This window comes from Oceanimonas aquatica, assembly GCF_030732065.1.
Taxonomy (GTDB): Bacteria; Pseudomonadota; Gammaproteobacteria; order Enterobacterales; family Aeromonadaceae; genus Oceanimonas.
In genome coordinates this window covers 230926-249852 of the sequence record NZ_JAVBHX010000005.1, presented here as the reverse complement: position 1 = coordinate 249852, position 18927 = coordinate 230926, and the positions used below count along the sequence as shown (strand labels likewise).

Sequence of the window (18927 nt, the reverse complement as noted above, 5' to 3'; positions counted from 1 at the left end):
AGTCAATGAACAAGGTTAAGGACAATCGCGGTGAGGTGATTCTGGAGGTCGATGATCTCTGTATCGAGTTCCTGCACCGCAAGGGCAACCTGAAGGCGATTCAGCATGCCACCTTTGACATGCGTCAGGGCGAGATCCTGGGTGTAGTAGGCGAGTCGGGGGCAGGCAAGTCGTTGACCGGCTCAGCCATCACAGGTTTGCTGGAAGCCCCGGGACGCATCAGCGGTGGTGAAATCCGCCTTCACGGCAAGCGTATCGACAACCTCGACGAAGAGCAGCGCCGGCTGCTGCGGGGGAAGGAGATCGGTGCCATTTTTCAGGATCCGCTGACCAGTCTGAACCCGGTACTGACGGTGGGCAAGCAGCTGATTGAAACCATTCAGACCCACCTGCCGCTGTCTTATGCTCAGGCCCGGCAAAAGGCGCTGGATCTGATGAAGGAGGTGGGCATACCGGCGGCAGAGCAGCGTATTGACCAATACCCGCACCAGTTTTCCGGCGGTATGCGTCAGCGTATCGTGATTGCCCTGGCGCTCTGCGTCGAGCCCAGGGTGATCATCGCCGACGAGCCGACCACGGCGCTGGATGTGTCGGTACAGGCCCAGGTGCTGCAGCTGCTGCGCCGGCTGTGTAAAAATCATAATGCCTCGGTCATGCTGGTGACCCACGACATGGGGGTGATCGCCGAGATCTGTGACCGGGTGGCGGTCATGTACGCCGGCAGGCTGGTGGAAATCGGCCCGGTCGAGGCGGTGCTCAAGTCGCCCAGCCACCCTTACACGGCGGGGCTGATGAGCTCCATTCCCCGTATCGGGGTTCGGGAGCAGCGGTTGTCCCAGATCCCCGGATCCATGCCCCGGTTGAATGCCATTCCTCAGGGCTGTGCCTTTAATCCGCGCTGCCCCAACAGCAGTGCCGAGTGCCGGCAGCAGGAGCCGGCACTGAAGGCGGTGGGAGACTCCCGGGTGGCGTGTCTGAAAGTGATGGAAGAGGAGTTGGTGTCATGAGCGAGATGATCAAGGAAAGCAGTCTGCTGGATGTACAAAATCTGCATATCAAGTTTGATATCTCCAAACCCTTTATACACCGACTGCTGAACGGTGCGGAAAAGACCTATGTGCATGCCGTACGCGGTATCGACTTCAGCGTTCGCCGGGGCGAAACCTTCAGCCTGGTGGGTGAGTCGGGCTGTGGCAAGTCAACGGTGGCGCGGTTGTTGTCCGGGCTGTATGAGCCCACCGACGGCACCATAAGCTATGAAGGCACCGTACTGGCCGACGCTACCCGGGAGCAGCGCCAGCACATTCGTCGCCGCTGTCAGATGATCTTTCAGGATCCCTTTGCCAGCCTCAATCCTCGCTGGAAGGTCGAGCGGATCATTGCCGAGCCGCTGGTGCTGTTCGGTCTTATCAAAAACCGGGAAGAAGGCAAGAAACGGGTCGGCCAGCTGCTGGAGCAGGTGGGCCTGGCGGCGTCGGACATGGAGAAGTTTCCCCATGAGTTTTCCGGTGGCCAGCGCCAGCGCATTTCCATCGCCCGGGCGCTGGCCGGCGAGCCGGAGTTTCTGGTCTGCGATGAGCCTACTTCGGCACTGGATGTGTCGGTACAGGCCCAGGTACTCAATCTGATGAAGGATTTGCAGGACGAGCTGGGACTGACTTATCTATTTATCAGCCACGACATGTCGGTGGTGTCCCACTTCTCCGATCGGGTTGGCATCATGTACCTGGGCCGGCTGGTGGAGGTAGGCACGGTGGAGGAGGTGTTCAATCGCCCCCGCCATCCCTACACGCGCATGCTGATGGACGCCATTCCCAGCATGGACGTGATCCACAAGGAGCGTACCCCGGTTACCGGCGAGGTACCCAACCCGATTTCGCCACCGCCCGGCTGTGCCTTCAACCCAAGGTGTGCCTTTGCCACCGACCAGTGCCGGCAGGCTTCACCACAGGCGCAAAATATCAGTGATACCCAGCAGGTCGCCTGTCACCATCCACTGGCCGTGGACTGATCAGGACATCAGCCTTGTTCCAGGGCTGATGCTTCATGTTCCAGGGTCGCTTTATCACTTTTGATAAGGCGGCCTTGCTGTTTTTGTCATGATTTCTTTACACCCGTTTTCCACGTCTCCCGCATCTGAATGCCCCTCGTTCATATACTTAATGTTGCAACATCCGGGGTAAAAGGAGGGCGTCATGGCAGCCAGCAACAACAAGGGCCTGTGGGAAAACCCGCTGGGGACCGATGGTTTTGAATTTGTGGAGTATGCCTCCACCGAGCCCGAGCGGCTGGCGCAGCTGTTTGAACGGTTGGGGTTCGTGGCCGTGTCGCACCATCGCAGCAAGAAGGTGACCCTGTACCGCCAGGGCGACATCAATTTTATTCTTAATGCCGAGCCCGACAGCCAGGCAGCGCGATTTGCCCAGAGCCACGGCCCCTGCGCCAATGCCATGGCGTTTCGCGTGAAAGACGCCGCCGCCGCCCTTCGCCGTTTGCAGGCCGATGGTGCCAAAGTGGTGCCGTCCGGCGCCGGCCCCATGGAGCTGCAAATTCCGGCCATCGAGGGCATTGGCGGCTCGCTGATTTACCTGGTGGACCGCTATGGCGATCACAGTATCTACGACGTGGATTTTCGGCCGGTGGAAGGCGTGGATCGCCACCCCAAAGGCGTGGGGCTCACCTATATCGACCACCTCACTCACAACGTGGCTCAAGGACACATGGACACCTGGGCCGGCTTTTACCAGCGGCTGTTCAATTTTCGGGAGATTCGCTATTTCGACATCGAAGGCAAGCTCACCGGGCTGCGCTCCCGGGCCATGACCAGCCCCTGCGGCAAAATTCGCATTCCCATCAATGAATCGTCCGACGAACGCAGCCAGATCGAGGAATTTCTGCGTCAGTATAAAGGTGAGGGTATTCAGCACATTGCGCTTGGGACCGATGACATCTACCGCACAGTGGAGCAGCTGCGCGCTGGCGGCATGGGCTTTATGGACACGCCCGATACCTATTACGAGCGTCTGGATGCGCGCCTGCCCGGTCACGGCGAAGACCTGTCCCGGCTGCAAAAAAACCGCATTCTGATGGACGGCGCCCCTACCCAGGGGCTGTTGTTGCAGATCTTTACCGACACCGTCATCGGCCCCATTTTCTTTGAAATCATTCAGCGCAAGGGTAATGAAGGCTTTGGCGAGGGCAATTTTCAGGCATTGTTTGAATCCATTGAGGAGGATCAGATACGCAGAGGTGTGCTGAAGGCGGAATAATCTCCACTTTTTAACCCAGGCCGTTTTTTATTTGAGCCCAAGGTGGCAAAATAGCAGGACATGCTGTCAGCCATTCTTTACACCTTTAGCCGGGGTGGCTGATGTTGCCAACAGGCTAAAACAAGAACGGAGTGGGTGTGGTTAACAGTGTGCATGAGGCCGGTGCTCGTCCGGCCCAGTGGTCCAGCCGGTTTGCCTTTATCATGGCGGCGGTCGGCTCGGCGGTCGGACTCGGCAATATCTGGAAGTTCCCTTATATCACCGGTGAAAACGGCGGCGGCGCCTTTGTGCTGGTGTATCTGGCCTGTATCGCCGTGATCGGCCTGCCGCTGATGATGGCGGAAGTCATGCTGGGCCGCCGTGGCGGCCGTAGTCCCATCGGCACCATGGAGCGGGTGGCAGCCAGTGAGGGGCGCAGCCAGGGCTGGGTGGGCGTGGGTATCATGGCCACCCTGGCGGCATTTTTGATCCTGTCCTTTTACAGCGTGATTGCCGGCTGGACCATGCCCTATATCGTGTCGGCAGCCAGTGGCGAGTTTGGCGGCATCTCGGCGGACGATACCGGCGCCCTGTTTGAAGGACTGCTGGCGTCTCCCGGCGAGTTGCTGTTGTGGCACTCGGTGTTTATGGGATTGACGGTGCTGGTGTCCGCCGGCGGCGTGCGCCATGGCCTGGAGCGGGCGGTCACCAAGCTGATGCCGGCGCTGTTTGTGCTGCTGCTGATCCTGGTGGGCTATGCCATGACCACGGGGCATTTCGGCGAGGCGGCCGCCTTCCTGTTCCGGCCCGATTTTTCCGCGCTCACCGCCGAGGCGGTGCTGGTGGCGCTGGGCCATGCCTTCTTTACCCTGAGTCTGGCCAGCGGCGCCATGATGGCCTACGGCGCCTACCTGAAAAAGGAGGTGTCCATCGCCCGCACTTCCGTGGTGGTGGCGATCATGGACACCGGCGTGGCCCTGCTGGCGGGGCTGGCCATTTTCCCCGTCGTGTTTGCCAATGGCCTGGAGCCGGGGGCTGGGCCCGGACTGATTTTTGTGACCCTGCCGGTTGCCTTTGGCCAGATGCCCGGTGGCAGCTTCTTTGCCACCCTGTTCTTTGTGCTGCTTCTGTTCGCAGCCTGGAGCTCGTCCATCTCCATGCTGGAGTCGCTGGTGAGTTACCTGAACGAAAAAGGCGTAAGTCGGGTGAAGGCGGCCATCGGCGGCGGCTTGGTGGCCTGGCTGGTGGGCATTACCACAGTGCTGTCGCTGAACGAATGGTCCGGCTTTACTCCCCTCGACATGTTTGCGCGCTTTGAGGGCAAGACGCTGTTCGATCTGTACGACTACCTCACCGCCAATATCATGATGCCCCTGGGCGCCTTGTTTACCGCCTGCTTTGTGGGCTGGAAAATGAAGCCGGCGCACTCGGCCGCCGAGCTGGGCGGCTGGCACCGGCTGTGGTACCCGGTGATCCGCTACCTTTCCCCCATCGCCCTGCTGATCGTGTTTTATTTCAATCTGAAGTAAAACTCACCGTCAGCCCGATCATACTGCTACTGATGCCGGCCTTTGAGCCGGCATTTGCTCATTCGGCCTCTCAGCCGGTGGCCGCTTATCTGTTTTCACCTTCACGCTTGATATGGATCAATGTTGATTTGTTGTCATTACAATAATTTAACATTCTTTTTTGAGGTTCAAGAGGATAAGGAAGTCGTATGTATCAGCTGTTACTCAAGGCGCATCTGGTGCTTGTTGTGCTCGGGTTTTTAAGTTTTGTGTTGCGTACCTGGTGGGGAGTCACCGGTTCGGCACGGTTGCACAATGCGCTGGCATTGAAGGCCCATAAAGTGGTGACCCTGCTGATGCTGATCAGTGCTCTTGGCTTGTGTTTGGTGATCGGGCAATACCCGGTTACCGATGCCTGGTTAACCGAGAAATTACTGCTTCTGGTTGCCTATGTTGCCGTTGCCATGCTGGCGTTCAGGCCAGTGGCCCCTGCCAGGCAGCGTTATGTGCTGGCGGGAATTAGCTGCGGCTTGTTTGCAACCATGCTGTTGATTGCCAAAAGCCATACTCCCTTGCTGCTGGGATAACAGCCGCCCGTGCTCGGGGACCGGGTGGGGAAATGCCGGGTTTAACACACAGTCATACCGGGCTTAACCCGGAATCCATGCTGCTGAAGGTGATGGCCTGCGTATAAAAAAGCCCGCATCGCGGGCTTTCGTCATTGGTCGTTCTTTCGCGGTAAGCATTAAACCTGAAACTTGCCCACCAGATTATTGAGCTGCTCGGCCAGGCGGGCCAGATCGTTGCTGGAGGCGTTGGTCTGGTTGGCGCCGGCGGAGGTCTGTACCGACAGATCGCGAATATTGACCAGATTGCGATCCACTTCGCGGGATACCGAGGCCTGCTCTTCCGCGGCGCTGGCGATGGTCTGGTTCTGCTCGTTGATCTGCATGATGGCGTCGGCGATGAGCTGCAAGGCCTCGCCCGCTTCCTGAGCGATTTGCCGGGTCTGCACACTGCGCTCGGTGCTGATCTGAATGGCGCTGACGGTGTCGTTGGTCTCGTTCTGAATGGCGTTCATCATCGCCTCGATTTCCTTGGTCGACTCCTGAGTGCGATGGGCCAGCGCCCGCACTTCGTCGGCCACCACTGCAAAGCCCCGGCCCGACTCGCCGGCCCGGGCGGCCTCGATGGCAGCGTTCAGCGCCAGCAGGTTGGTCTGCTCGGCAATGCCCCTGATCACGTCGAGCACGCTGCCGATGTCGCGCACCCGATTGGCCAGGCTTTCCACGCCCTGGCGGGTGTGGGTAATTTCCTGCTCCAGCTCGGAGACGGTGTTGATGGTGTGGGTCACCTTGTCGCGGCCGATACGGGCCTTGTCATCGGCTGTGTCGGAGTTGTGGGAGGTGGCGGCGGCGTTACGGGCCACTTCTTCCACCGCCGAGGTCATTTCGTTGACGGCGGTGGCGGCCTGCTCCAGCTCGTCACTTTGCTGCTGCAGGGTGCGGGTGGACTGGTCGGTGACCACGCTTAGCTCTTCGGCGGTGGAAGCCAGCTGGGAAGAAGAATCGTTGATCTCGAGAATGGTCTGTTTCAGCCGCTGCTGCATGGTAGCCAGCGCCCGAATCATGTCGCCGGCCTCGTCCCTGGCGTCATCGTCGAATTGGGAGGTAAGGTTACCCGAGGCAATGGTGCCGCTCACTTCCACCGCCTTGCGAAGGGGCAGCAGCAGGCTGCGGCTGAACAGCAGTGCTAGCGTCACCACCAGGGCCAGGGCCAGTATAATGGCTGCGGTCATGGCGGTGTTGGAGAAGGAGATGATGTTGTCGGTAATGGTGACCGACTCATCGGCGCGCCGTTTCTGATAATCGCCCAGCTGGTCGAGGTCGGTGCTGACCTTCAGACCCCGCTCGTTAAAGCCCTGATGGCGAAACAGCTGCGCCTGTTCAATCCGGCCGGTATTGAGCATGTTCAGCAGTCGGTGATGCAGCTCGTCATAGTCGGCCTTGCTGCTGACGATATTGCTCAGCAATTGCTTGCCCTCGGCGGACTCCACATGGTGGCTCATTTGCTCCAGGTGGGCTTCAAAGTCTTTTTCCAGATCATCGAGCCGGGTGAGGGCGGCGCGCCGGCGCTGCTCGGTGTCGGCAAACAGGGCATTCATGGTATAGAGGCGGATCAGCAAAAAGCCGCTGCGCATTTCGCCTACTTGAATGGCGGCGGGAAGGCGCTTATCGGCCATGGTCTTCACTTCCTGACCGATGCGGCCAAACTGCATCATGGCAGTCAGCCCCAGCAGCAGGGTTATGGCCCCCAGTAATCCAAAGGAAACAATGGACCTGGGTCCGATTTTGAGTTTTCTCAGCATGGCCATCCCTCGTTGGCGCGATGAAATAGGCGCCAATCATAGTCGCTGTTTGTGTCCATTTTTTTGCGAGAGATCAATAACACAGGTGGTGTTTTTGTGATGGATTCAACTGGTTCCTGGTTGTTTGGTGGTGAATTTAATTGCTTGGTTTCCAACCGGTAAAATGATGCTCTGTCGTGCTGGGAGGCCCGCTGGGTGGGGTATTTCGGGGATGGAAGCAGGGGAGGTTTGCGCCAACAGAATCCAAACAATGGGTTGCAAGTGAGTCTTGTTTTATTTAGATTGCATCACTTGCAAAACATTATGCAAATATGGGGCTGAATTTACCTCAAGTGTGCCCCCTTGCCGCAAGCAAAAAATAGAGAGCAAAAAATGAAAAAAACCATGATCGCGGCCCTGGTTGCCGTTACCGGCCTGTCCGGCTGTGTATCCAACGACACCAGCGGTCTGCTCGGTGCCGGCATGACCGCCTTTAAGGGCGTGACCCTGTCGAAAGCCGAACTGCAGGCGCAGGCCAGCCTGTCGGCGGAGCAGATGGACGCCCAGAGCAAGCTGTCTCCGGCCAACAGCCGTTACAGCAAGCGCCTGGCAAGGCTGACCAAAGATCTGACCAGCATTGACGGCACCCCGCTGAACTTTGCGGTATACGAGTCCGACGAGATCAATGCCTTTGCCATGCCCGATGGTACCGTGCGCGTGTATTCCGGTCTGATGGACGTGATGGATGACGCCGAGCTGGTAGCGGTGATCGGCCACGAGATCGGTCACGTGAAATACGAACACTCCCTGAATCAGTTCAAGACCGCCTACCTGACCGAAGCTGCCAAGCAGGCGGCTGTGGCCGCCGGTGGCAAGGTGGGGGCGCTGGCGTCGTCCCAGTACGGCGACATTGGCACCAAGTTTCTCAGTGCCCAGTTCTCCCAGCAGGACGAGCTGGAGTCCGACGTCTATGGCGTGGAAGTGCTGTGTCAGCTGGGCATGAACCCCTACGCCGCCGCGCGTGCCCAACAAAAACTGATGAAGCACGCCGGTAACGGCGGTGGCCTGTTCTCCAGCCACCCGGCCACCGACACCCGCATTGAAAAAGCGCAGCAAGCGGCCGCCAACGCCTCCTGCCAGAGCTAATCGAGTTCTTCCTTGTTAGTTTTTTGCCGGCTCCTCGAGCCGGCATTTTTGTGTCTGAATGTCCGGTTACAGTCCGTAACGCTCAATCTTTTTCAGCAGGCCCTGGCGCGACAGCCCCAGGGCCTGGGCGGCATGGGTGCGGTTGTTGTCGTGGCGGGCCAGGGCGTCGGTGATAAGCGTTATTTCCAGGGCCCGTACCTGGGCGTCAAGGGTATCACCGGCCGCCGTAAGCGGGGCGGGGGTATGTTCTCTGGCGTCGGGGTAGAGCAGGGCGATGTCGTCCAGGGTAATAATGCCCCCCTGAGCGATGGCAGCCACGCTGTCGAGGGTGCTTTTCAGCTCGCGCACATTGCCCGGCCAGCGTCGCTGAATAAACCATTGAAAGGCGGCGGCGTCCGGGTGCAGGGGCGCTTGGCTGCTGGCTTGAGCCTGCAATTCGAGAAAATGGCTGATGAGCAGCGGAATGTCTTCCGGGCGCTCGTCCAGAGGCCGGGTTTCAATGGTCACGCCCTTGATGCGGTAAAACAAATCCTCTCGGAATTCGCCGCTGGCCACCTTGTCGGGCAGGCTGGCGTTGGTGGCGGAGATCACCCTTACGTTAATGGTTTCAAGCTCTCGCCCGCCCACCGGATAGAAGCTGCCTTCCTGCAATACACGCAACAATTTCACCTGCATGGCTGCGGGCATGTCGCCGATTTCATCAAGAAACAGGGTACCGCCGTCAGCCAGCTTGAGCAGGCCGTCCTTGTTGCGGTCGGCACCGGTAAAGGCCCCTTTGATGTGACCAAACAGCTCGCTTTCCAGCAGCTCGGCGGGAATGGCGCCGCAATGCACCGAAATAAAGGGGCCACCGGCCCGATTGCTGAGATCGTGAATGGCGCGGGAAATCACTTCCTTGCCGGTGCCCGACGGGCCGGTCACCAGTACCCGCACATCGGTGGGGGCAATACGGCTGACCAGGGCGCGGGTAGTGTTCATGGCCGGCGAGGCGCCAATCAGGGTAGTGATGGGGTGTTGCCGGCCCATGCGGGTTTTCAGGCTGTTGAGCTCGCGCACCAGCTGGTGCTTGGTAATGGCGCGCCGGATCACCACCGCCAGCAGATCCGGATCCATCGGCTTGGCCAGCAGATCCCAGGCGCCCTGACGCAGGGCTTCCAGCGCCAGCTCCCGCTCGCCGTGGCCGGTCAGAATGATCACCGGGCGATCCGTGAATTCGGGCAGGGCGCTCAGGGTGTGGTGGGGATCGAACTGAGGCGGCAGCGACAGATCCAGCAGGATCAGATCGGCATCCACTTGCGCCAGCAGGGTGCGCAGGGCATCGAGATCGGCGCCGGTGTGCACCTCGTAGCCTTCCGCCTGCAGCCACTGGGCGCTCAGGGTGCGAAAGGCGGGCTCGTCGTCGATGACGATAATACGGGCCGTGGTCATGATGTGGACTCCTCGGGAAAGGTCAGCTCAAAGGTTACCGGCCAGCCGGCGTCGTGTCGGTGGCGAATATGGCCGCCGTGGGCCTCCATAATGCGCTGAACAATGGCCAGCCCCAGGCCGCTGCCACCGGGCCGACGGGTCACAAACGGCCGGAACAGGCTGTCCTGCATGTCGGGCTCGATGGCCGGGCCGTTGTTGTGCAGCCACAGCACGCCGGGGTTGGGGCTGCTTTCAAGCCGCAGGTGGCCATCCGGGCGATTGCGTAAAAACGACAGGGCGTTGTCGATAAGGTTGGTCAGCACCTGCTGCAGCCGGTATGGATCCGCGTACAGGCAATAATCGTTCGGCAGGGCGTAATCAAAGGTCACTTGCTGCCAGTCAAACTGCGGCCGCAGGCTTTCCAGCAGGGGGGCCAGGGGCAGGGATCTGGGCTGAATTTGCAGCTGACCGGAGTAGGCCAGCATGTCGACGATCAGCCGATCTGCGCGCTTGAGCTGGTCCTGAATCATGGCCTTGCGATCCGCCTCCAGACCGGCGGTGGCCATGGAGATAATATTGAGCGGGTTGCGCAGCTCATGGGCCATGGCCGCCGACAGGCCGCCCAGCTCCACCAGGTGCTGCTCCGACACCCGCTTGCGCTCGGCCTCGGCCAGTTGCAGCGAGCGCTCCAGCAGGCCGCAGCGGGTGGCCAGCAGAGAGCCGAACACCTCGGCGGTCAGGCGCATGCCCGGCGTCACATCGTCAAAGCCCTTGAGCCGGAATTGCCAGCCCTGGGCCTGGTGCAGGCACCACAGCTCCAGCCCGCTACCGGGCTGCAACAACGGCGGCCGGTTCAGCAGCCGTACTGTTACCGGCTGGCCCATTTGCCGGGCCAGCAGCCGCTGGGCGGTGTCGGCCAGTGACGCCCAGCCGTCGGCATCGCGCAGCTGCGCCAGCCAGGTGTCGAGCAGCTGTTCATCGAGCCGGCTGCCCGGATAAATGAGCCGTTCTACCAGCTTGCTCACCGGCTGATACAGGGCCAGCGCCAGCATCAGCAGCAGCAGCGAATACAGCCACAGCTGCCACTGGGGCACGGCAGCCAGGGCCTGCATTCCCAGGCGTCCGGCCATGGCGCTGAACAGCGCCATCAGCCCCAGCAGCAGCGTGGTCATCAAAATCCACAGCAGCGCCCGGTTGGCCCAGGCGTTGACTTCCAGCATCTGGTAGCGCACCACGCCGTAGACCAGCAGCAGCACATAGCTCGGCAGCAGCAGCATGGGCCAGGGGTACCACAGCAGCCCCAGTGACGGAAAAATAAAGCTGGTGGCCAGCAGCAGCCCCCAGGCGCCGGCGGCAAACATGGCGGCAATGGAGCGGCGGCGGTTGCCTCGCTGGCGTACAAAGCCCCACAGCAGCAGGGCATGGGCCAGCACGCCGATGAAAATGGTGTAACCGATATTGAACCAGCCGCTGCCGCGAAACACGAAATAGTGCTCAAAGGGGCCAAAGCCGATGATGTCGCCGCCCCCCCGCCACAGGGTGAGTGAGCTGACCAGCATGGCGGCGGTATAGAGCAGGCCGCGATAGCGGGCCAGCCGGCTCAGCCAGGGGTGCTGCCCCGGGCCCTGATTGACAAAGCCAATGGCAAAGTCGAGAAAGAAGGTGGGCATTAGCGGGTTGGCCAGTATCAGCGCCATGCCGAGATCGTGCAGGCCGTAAAACACCGCCACATGGCCCGCGCACCACAGCGCCATCATGATGCCAAAGCCCGCCAGTGCCTTCATGCTGCGCCGGTTACGGGCGCGCCAGAACAGCCAGGCCGATACCAGCAGGGCGCAGCCGCTGGTAAGTATCATCATCAGTTCAAAGGCGAGTTCCAGGGGCATGAATCGGCGAGTCCGGGTGTAAATGACGTTGACAGTTGGAAGCGAAAAAACTGTAAACCCTGTTGTCGGTGAACACAAGTTTTTGCGTTTTTATTGATCCAAAGCAAGGCGGGGCGGGGTTTTTAAAAGGCTGGCACGCTTCATGCAGAACCAGCTCACCAGACTAACGAGTGAGCAAAACAATAATGAACCTGATCACGCTGTTGATGGAATTTTCCGCAATCCTTGTTGTTCTTCTGATGGCGGGGCTGCCGGCACTGGTACGCCGCCGGCTGGCCCGCTAAGGAGGACCCGTGGAGCTCGATGCCGCCATTTTGTCGCGAATACAGTTCGCCTTTACCGTCAGTTTTCACATTATCTTTCCGGCCATGACCATAGGTCTGGCCACCGCCATTGCCATCTGGGAAGGGCTCTGGCTGAAAACCCGCAACCCGGTGTATTTTCAGCTGGCCAAGTTCTGGATCAAGCCTTTTGCCATCACCTTCGGCATGGGGGTGGTGAGCGGGATCGTGCTGTCTTACGAGTTCGGCACCAACTTTTCCCGCTTCTCCGAGATCACCGGCGCCGTGCTCGGGCCGCTGATGGCCTACGAAGTGCTGACCGCCTTTTTCCTGGAAGCGGGCTTTCTCGGCGTCATGCTGTTCGGCTGGCAACGGGTGGGGGAAAAGCTGCACTTCTTCTCCACCTGCGTGGTGGCACTGGGCACCTGGATCTCGGCGTTCTGGATCATCGTCGCCAACTCCTGGATGCAGACCCCGGCGGGCTATGAGCTGGTGGATGGCCGCTTTGAAGTGGCCAGCTGGATGGAGGTGATCTTTAACCCGTCCATGCCCTACCGGCTGGTCCACATGCTGCTGGCAGCCATGCTCAGCGCCACCTTTCTGATTGGCGGCATCAGTGCCTGGTACCTGTACAAGGGCCGGGATCGCGCCTTTGGTCGCAAAGGGTTGTCGATGGCGCTGTGGGCGGCGCTGCTGCTGGCGCCGCTGCAGGCCATTGTCGGTGACTTTCACGGCCTGAACGTGAAAGAGCACCAGCCCATCAAGGTGGCGGCCATGGAAGGGATCTGGCCCGAAAGCGAAAGTGGTGCGCCGCTGCTGCTGTTTGCCGTGCCCGACATGGAGGCCGAGACCAACCATTTCGAGATTAAAATTCCCAAGCTGGCTTCATTGATCCTAACCCACGAGGCCGACGGCGAGTTGCAGGGCCTGAAATCGGTGCCCGCCGACGAGCGTCCCTATGTGCCGCTGGTGTTTTATTCCTTCCGCATCATGGTGGGGCTGGGCGTGCTGATGATCGGCGCCGCCCTGTGGGGACTGTGGCTGCGCCGCAAGCATGGCCGGTTCGACAGCAAGTCCTTCCAGTGGCTGATGATGCTGATGATCCCCTCGGGTGTCATCTCCACCTTGGCCGGCTGGTACGTGGCCGAGGTGGGCCGCCAGCCCTGGCTGGTGCACGGCCTGGTGCGCACCATGGAGGTGGTGTCACCGTTGCCGGCGGAGCGGGTGTTGTTTTCGCTCACCCTGTTCGTGCTCACCTACAGCCTGCTGTTTTTCGTGTACCTCTACTTTATGGCCAAGCTGGTGCGCAAGGGGCCGCCGGACATGGCCCGGCTGGAGCAGCACATGATTGGCGTCAAGGCCCCCGGTTTTGCCCTGGCCTGGGTGAAGAAACTGCAACACGACGTGGTGGAGAACTGAGATGGATCTGGCACTGTTTTATTATTTGCTGCTGGGCTTTGCGGTCCTGATGTACGTGGTGCTGGACGGCTTTGATCTGGGCCTTGGCATTCTGTATCCCTGGTTTCAATCCGAGGGCGAGCGGGATCACATGATGCGCTCCATCTCCCATGTGTGGGACGGCAATGAAACCTGGCTGGTGTTTGGCGGCGTGGTGTTGTTCGCCGCCTTTCCCGCGGCCTACGCCGGCATACTGGCGACCCTGTATACGCCCATTATCATCATGCTGATCGGGCTGATATTCCGTGGTGTGGCCTTTGAATACCGTTTCAAGTCGCATCGCTCCAAGCCCTGGTGGGACAAGTCGTTCTGGCTCGGCTCCACCGTGGCCACCTTTTGCCAGGGCGCTATTCTCGGCGCCGTGGTGCAGGGTGTGGAGGCCGGCCCCGGCGAGCTGGGCGCGCTGGCCTGGCTCAGCCCCTTCAGTATTTTCACCGGCTTTGCGCTGATGGTGGCTTATGCCCTGCTGGCCTGTTGCTACCTGGTGCTGAAAAGCCGGGATCCCATGCTGGCCCGGGCCGCCCATCTGGGCCGACGGCTGGTGGTGGCCATTATGATGATTCTGCTGGTACTCAGCCTGTGGATGGTATTGGCCAACGAGGAAGTGAGCGCTCGCTGGTTTGACGGCCTCAATCTGCTGTGGCTGTCGCCGCTGCCGCTGCTGAGCGCGGTGCTTGGCTTTTTGCTGTACCGGGATCTGGACGGCGAGCCTCACGAGACCCGGCCCTTCTGGCTGGCCTGTGGCCTGTTTCTGCTGGGCTTTGGCGGCCTGGTGGTGAGCCTGTTCCCGTATTTGATCCCGCACCAGCTCACCCTGTGGCAGGCCAGTGCACCTGATTCCAGCCTCACCTTCCTGCTGCCGAGCATTGCCATCTTTCTGCCGCTGATCTGCGCCTATACCCTGTGGGGTTACCGTATCTTTTCCGGCAAGGTGGAAGACTTCGAGGAAGGCTACTGATGGCCGGCAAGAAAAGCTGGCTGTGGTTTGCCGGCCTGTATCTCGCCGGGGTAGGGGGGATCACCCTGATTGGCATGGCTATACGGTCACTAACTGGATTCTTATGAATCCAAATTGAAACCCATCACAAAGCGACCCGTACGGGTCGTTTTTGTTTGGGGGGCGCGTTAAGATGCGCGAAGAATCACGCGCTTTATAGTGACGCACGCTTTGACACGGGATGTTGATAATGAAAACCACTGCGCCTTTGCCTGCCAACGAGTCGGACCGACTGGCCTGCCTGCACCAGTTGTGCCTTCTCGATACCCCCCCGGATCCGGAATTCGATCAGCTGGTGGAGCTGGCCTGCCTGTTGCTCGATGCCCCCATGGGCGTGGTGTCCCTTATCGACGAAAACCGGCAGTGGTTTCGAGGCCGGCGCGGCCTGTCGGTGCAGGAAACACCCCGTGACATCGCCTTTTGCAGTTGGGTGGTGGCCGACGGCGCGCCGTTGATCGTCGAGGACGCCGGCCAGGATCCGCGCTTTGCCGACAACCCCCTGGTCACCGGTGAGCCCGGCCTGCGCTTTTATGCCGGCTTTCCCCTCTATCTGGAGTCCGGCCTGGTGTTGGGGGTGCTGGCGGTGCTGGATACCCAGCCCCGGACCCTGAGCGAGGAACAGCTGCGCCGGCTGGAATTACTCGCCGGCCAGGCCCGGGCGCTGCTGCGGCTGCGCTGGAAGCGGCAGATGCTGAATGAGCAGGGGCACCTGAGCGACAGCCGGCTGGCCCGTTATGAGGCCATTACCCAGGGGGCCGCCGCCGGCATAGTGCGCATCGACGGCCGGGGCCGGATTCGGGAGATCAACGATTACGCCCTCAATCTGCTCGGCCATGAACGCACTGAACTGCTGGGGCAGAATGTCAGCCGGCTGATGCCGGCCCAGTGGGCAGAGCATCACGATCAGTATCTGCACAACTACCACGAGGGCGGTGAGGCCAGGGTCATCGGCAAGGGCCGCCGGGTGGCGGCCCTGCACAAGGACGGCCATCAGGTGCCGGTGCACCTGGCGGTGGGCCAGGTACGCCGGGACGGTCAGGGCGACGACGCCGAGTTTATCGGCATTCTGACCGACCTCAGTGAAATGCATCGGGCCGAGCAGCGCGAGCGCAAGGCCGCTCACTTGCTGGAGCGCCAGCAGCGGCTGCTGAGCGTACTGCACAAGGGCCTGACCGATTACCACGCGCTTATGTCCGGCAACCAGCTGTGGGCCTTTTTGCAGGAAGCCCTGCGTGAGCTTACCGGCAGCGACTATTCGCTGATTGGCGAAGTGCTGTCCGCCGACACCGGCCCGGCGCTCAAGATCCACGCCATTACCGATCTGTCCTGGAGCGAGGAATCCCGCCAGTTGATGCTCAGGCTGCAGGCGGGGGAGATGCTGCTCACCAACCCCGACAGCATGCTCGGCCAGGTGTTTGCCGGTGGCCAGACCGTGCTCAGCAACCAAATGACCAGCGATGCCCGCCGGGGCGGCTTTCCGCCCGGCCACCCGCCCCTGCACAATTTTCTGGGCGTACCCATTCTCGACGACGGCCGAGTGATTGGCATGTACGCCATCGCCAACGGCCGCGAAGATTACAGTCAGGAACTGGTGGCCTGGCTGGAGCCCTTTACCTCCACCTGTGCCCTGCTGATCAATCTCTACCGCCAGCTTAACGAGCGGGAGGCCTTTACCGAGCAGCTGCGTCAGGCCCGGGATGAAGCCGAGCGCGCCAGCCGGGCCAAGAGCGAGTTTTTGTCGTCCATGAGCCACGAGCTGCGCACGCCGCTCAATGCCATCATGGGCTTTGCGCAATTGCTGCAGAACAACCGGCGCACGCCTTTGGGGGAGCGTCAGCAGCGCCAGGTGGAGCAAATCTACAAAAGCGGCAGCCACCTGCTGAACCTGATCAACGAGGTGCTGGATCTGGCGCGCATCGAAGCCGGCCGCCTCGACATGTCGCTGGAAGCCATTGACGTGACCGACGTGGTGCGCGAGGCCTGCGACATTCTCTCGCCCATGGCCCAGCAGCAGGGCATTCAGTTGCTGATGCAACCGGGGCGCTGCGGCACCGTCACCGCCGATTACACCCGGCTCAAGCAGGTGTTGATCAATCTGTTGTCCAACGCCATCAAGTACAACCGGCCCAACGGCCGGGTGGAGATCGGCTGCCGGCGCGACGGCAAGCGCATGCGTATTTCGGTGCGGGATACCGGTCCCGGCATTGAGGCCCATTACCTCGAGCAGCTGTTTCAGCCCTTTAACCGCCTGGGGGCCGAAAACGGCGCCATTGAAGGCACCGGCGTGGGCCTGGCCCTGACCAAGAGCATCATCGAACAGATGCAGGGAGAGATTGGCGTCGACAGTATGCCGGGCGAGGGCTGCGAGTTCTGGTTTTATCTGCCGCTGGAGGCACCGGCGGCGGTCACGCCGGTGGCGGAAGAACGGCCGCTGCGCGAGGCCATTGCCGAAGGCGGCAAGCGGGTGCTCTATGTGGAGGACAACCCGGCCAACCAGCGGCTGCTGTGCGATCTGTTTGAGGATCTCGATGACTTTGAGCTGGCCTGCGTGCATTCGGCGGAGCTGGCCTTTGAAATGGCCTGCGCCAGCCCGCCGGATCTTATTCTGATGGATATTCACCTGCCCGGCATGAGCGGCATTGACGCCACCCGGCTGCTGGGCCGGCATCCGCGCACCAGGCAGGTGCCGGTGGTGGCGCTGTCGGCCAACGCCATGCCGGACGAAGTACGCCAGGCCCGTCAGGCCGGGTTCCGGGATTACCTGACCAAGCCGGTGGACATTTCCCGGCTGCTGGCCCTGCTGAATGAACTGACCGGAGACACGCCATGACCGCGCCCGTTCATGCCGATGCCCGCATACTGGTGCTCGACGACAACCCGGTCAACGTGGAGCTGTTGCTGTGCCTGCTGGAAGATGAAGGCTATACCCGGGCCCGGGGAGAAACGGATCCGCGCCGACTGGCGCTGCATATGCGTGAGCAGGCAGTAGACTTGTTGTTGCTCGATATTCGCATGCCCCATTTGGACGGTTATCGAGTACTGGAATGGCTGCACACCGAGTGGGGCGAGCGGGCGCCGCCGGTGATCGTGCTGAGCGCCCAGACCGATGCCGAAACCCGGCTTCGGGCGCTGGGCCTGGGGGCCCGGGATTTTCTCAACAAGCCCTTTGATCATCTGGAGGTGCTGCAGCGCATTCGCAACACCCTGGAATCCCACTTTTTGCTGCGTGAGCGCAGTGTGCGGGCCGCCTGTCTGGAAGACGAGGTACGCCAGCGCACCAGCGAGCTGCAGCACCAGGCGATCAGCGATCCGGTCACCGGCCGGCTCAACCGGCGCGGCCTGCTGGAGCGGTTGCAGGGTCGGGCCGGGCACGACGTGGTGCTGTATTTTGTGGCCCTTGATGGCCTGGAAGACATCGCCCGGCTGCACGGTTTGCGGGTGGCCGAAACCCTGAGCCGGACCCTGAGTACGCGCTTGCAGACACTGTTGCCCGAGTCTCATTGTGTGTTCGGCGCCTGGAGCAGCAGCGAGTGGCTGGTGCTGGACTTTGTTCCGCCTCGGCCAGACGCCATTGCCCGGCTGGGGGATGGCCTGCTGCACAACCTGTCCCAGGGCATAGAAGTGGAGCAGCTGCTGTTGCATCTGGATGGCCGTGTTGGCATCAGCCACAGCGACCTGGCTCACGACAGCGCCGAGCACCTGATCCGCCAGGCGGCCATTGCCCTGCCGCCCAAGGCCGGTGAGTGGCGTTGCTTTGAGCCGGCGCTGGAGCAGCGGCTGCTCACCCTTAGTTATTACCGCCAGGCGCTGCGCACCGCCGCCGGGCAGGGCGAGCTGTTTTTGGTGTATCAGCCCAAGGTGGCGCTGCATGATGAGCGGGTGGTGGGGGCCGAGGCCTTGCTGCGCTGGATCAGTCCCGAGTTCGGCTTTGTGTCGCCGGCAGACTTTATTCCCATCGCCGAGAGCAGCGGCGATATTCTGCGACTGGGAGACTGGGTGATCGACACCGCCATTGCCCAGCTGGAACAGTGGCTCGAGCAAAAGCTGGTAGCGCCGGACTTTCGTGTGGCGGTGAACGTGGCGGCGTTGCAGCTGATGCAGCCGGGCTTTGCTGACAGCCTGATCACCCGCCTGGCTCACAGCCGGCTGCCCCCGGGGGCGATAGAAATTGAAGTGACCGAGTCGGGGCTGATGCAAAATATGGAGCTGGCGCTGGTTCAGCTCAACCAGCTGGCGGCGGCGGGCATTGGCATTGCCATTGACGACTTCGGCACCGGTTACTCTTCGCTGGCCTACCTCAAGACCATGCCGGTGTCGGTGCTCAAGATCGACCGCGCCTTTGTGGACGGTATGGACACCGATGAACAGGACCGGGGGCTGGCCCAGGCGGTGATCCACATGGCCCGCATTCTGGGCTGCGATACCGTGGCCGAAGGGGTGGAGCGGCCCGAGCATGTTGAGTTGCTGAAGGCCATGGGCTGCACCCAGATGCAGGGTTACTGGTATTCGCCGCCGCTCAAGCCCGAGGCCTTTGTGGAGTATTGCCAGAGTCAGAACGGGTAAGGGGGATTGGAGCGCAGGCAGCTTGCCCGCAATTTGGCGCAAAGCGCCAACAATGTCGTGTCTAAAGGCCGGTCATTCCGGGCCTG

Annotated in this window: 13 protein-coding genes; 10 read left to right on the top strand and 3 right to left on the bottom strand. The window is 61.1% G+C overall.

The genetic code is table 11. The features are described 5' to 3' along the window. The first annotated feature begins 5 nt into the window (after positions 1-5). From Q9290_RS09425 to Q9290_RS09405, 5 genes are all read left to right on the top strand, one after another. Complete coding sequence (locus tag Q9290_RS09425) at positions 6-1007, top strand: ABC transporter ATP-binding protein (protein ID WP_306079398.1); 1002 nt, start codon at positions 6-8, stop codon at positions 1005-1007. Beyond that, positions 1004-2011, top strand: a complete 1008-nt coding sequence (locus Q9290_RS09420; protein WP_306079397.1) for an ABC transporter ATP-binding protein — start codon at positions 1004-1006, stop codon at positions 2009-2011. The genes Q9290_RS09425 and Q9290_RS09420 overlap by 4 nt, the downstream gene beginning before the upstream one ends. Positions 2012-2195: 184 nt before the next feature. Further along, positions 2196-3269, top strand: a complete 1074-nt coding sequence (gene hppD, locus Q9290_RS09415; protein ID WP_306079396.1) for a 4-hydroxyphenylpyruvate dioxygenase — start codon at positions 2196-2198, stop codon at positions 3267-3269. 137 nt (positions 3270-3406) lie between these two features. Continuing rightward, a complete protein-coding gene (locus tag Q9290_RS09410) occupies positions 3407-4777 on the top strand; it encodes a sodium-dependent transporter (RefSeq protein ID WP_306079395.1) in 1371 nt (456 codons plus the stop codon). Between the two features lie 188 nt (positions 4778-4965). Further along, positions 4966-5343 carry a SirB2 family protein gene (locus tag Q9290_RS09405; RefSeq protein ID WP_306079394.1) on the top strand — a complete coding sequence of 126 codons (378 nt, stop codon included), beginning with the start codon at positions 4966-4968 and terminating at the stop codon, positions 5341-5343. Positions 5344-5501: 158 nt separating this feature from the next. Here the strand turns inward: Q9290_RS09405 and Q9290_RS09400 are convergent, their stop codons facing one another. Next, positions 5502-7124 (bottom strand): methyl-accepting chemotaxis protein, encoded by a 1623-nt coding sequence (locus Q9290_RS09400; RefSeq protein ID WP_306079393.1) that lies wholly within the window; start codon positions 7122-7124, stop codon positions 5502-5504. Between the two features lie 372 nt (positions 7125-7496). Here Q9290_RS09400 and Q9290_RS09395 point away from each other — a divergent pair, with 372 nt between their 5' ends. Next, positions 7497-8249 carry a M48 family metallopeptidase gene (locus tag Q9290_RS09395; protein WP_306079392.1) on the top strand — a complete coding sequence of 251 codons (753 nt, stop codon included), beginning with the start codon at positions 7497-7499 and terminating at the stop codon, positions 8247-8249. Between the two features lie 66 nt (positions 8250-8315). On the opposite strand, the gene Q9290_RS09390 is transcribed toward Q9290_RS09395, so the two are convergent. Continuing rightward, a complete protein-coding gene (locus Q9290_RS09390) occupies positions 8316-9677 on the bottom strand; it encodes a sigma-54-dependent transcriptional regulator (protein ID WP_306079391.1) in 1362 nt (453 codons plus the stop codon). Further along, positions 9674-11542 carry a sensor histidine kinase gene (locus tag Q9290_RS09385; RefSeq protein WP_306079390.1) on the bottom strand — a complete coding sequence of 623 codons (1869 nt, stop codon included), beginning with the start codon at positions 11540-11542 and terminating at the stop codon, positions 9674-9676. Before Q9290_RS09385 ends, Q9290_RS09390 begins: the two co-directional genes overlap by 4 nt. 293 nt (positions 11543-11835) lie before the next feature. Between Q9290_RS09385 and Q9290_RS09380 the strand changes: the two genes are divergently transcribed. The 4 genes from Q9290_RS09380 (at position 11836) to Q9290_RS09365 (ending at position 18841) form a co-directional block, all read left to right on the top strand. Continuing rightward, on the top strand, positions 11836-13242 hold the full coding sequence (locus Q9290_RS09380) for a cytochrome ubiquinol oxidase subunit I (protein ID WP_306079389.1): 1407 nt from the start codon (positions 11836-11838) through the stop codon (positions 13240-13242). 1 nt (position 13243) lies between these two features. Next, positions 13244-14239 carry a cytochrome d ubiquinol oxidase subunit II gene (cydB, locus tag Q9290_RS09375; RefSeq protein ID WP_306079388.1) on the top strand — a complete coding sequence of 332 codons (996 nt, stop codon included), beginning with the start codon at positions 13244-13246 and terminating at the stop codon, positions 14237-14239. 229 nt (positions 14240-14468) lie between these two features. Continuing rightward, on the top strand, positions 14469-17108 hold the full coding sequence (locus Q9290_RS09370; protein WP_306079387.1) for a GAF domain-containing protein: 2640 nt from the start codon (positions 14469-14471) through the stop codon (positions 17106-17108). After that, positions 17105-18841 carry a putative bifunctional diguanylate cyclase/phosphodiesterase gene (locus Q9290_RS09365; RefSeq protein WP_306079386.1) on the top strand — a complete coding sequence of 579 codons (1737 nt, stop codon included), beginning with the start codon at positions 17105-17107 and terminating at the stop codon, positions 18839-18841. Before Q9290_RS09370 ends, Q9290_RS09365 begins: the two co-directional genes overlap by 4 nt. Positions 18842-18927 lie beyond the last annotated feature (86 nt).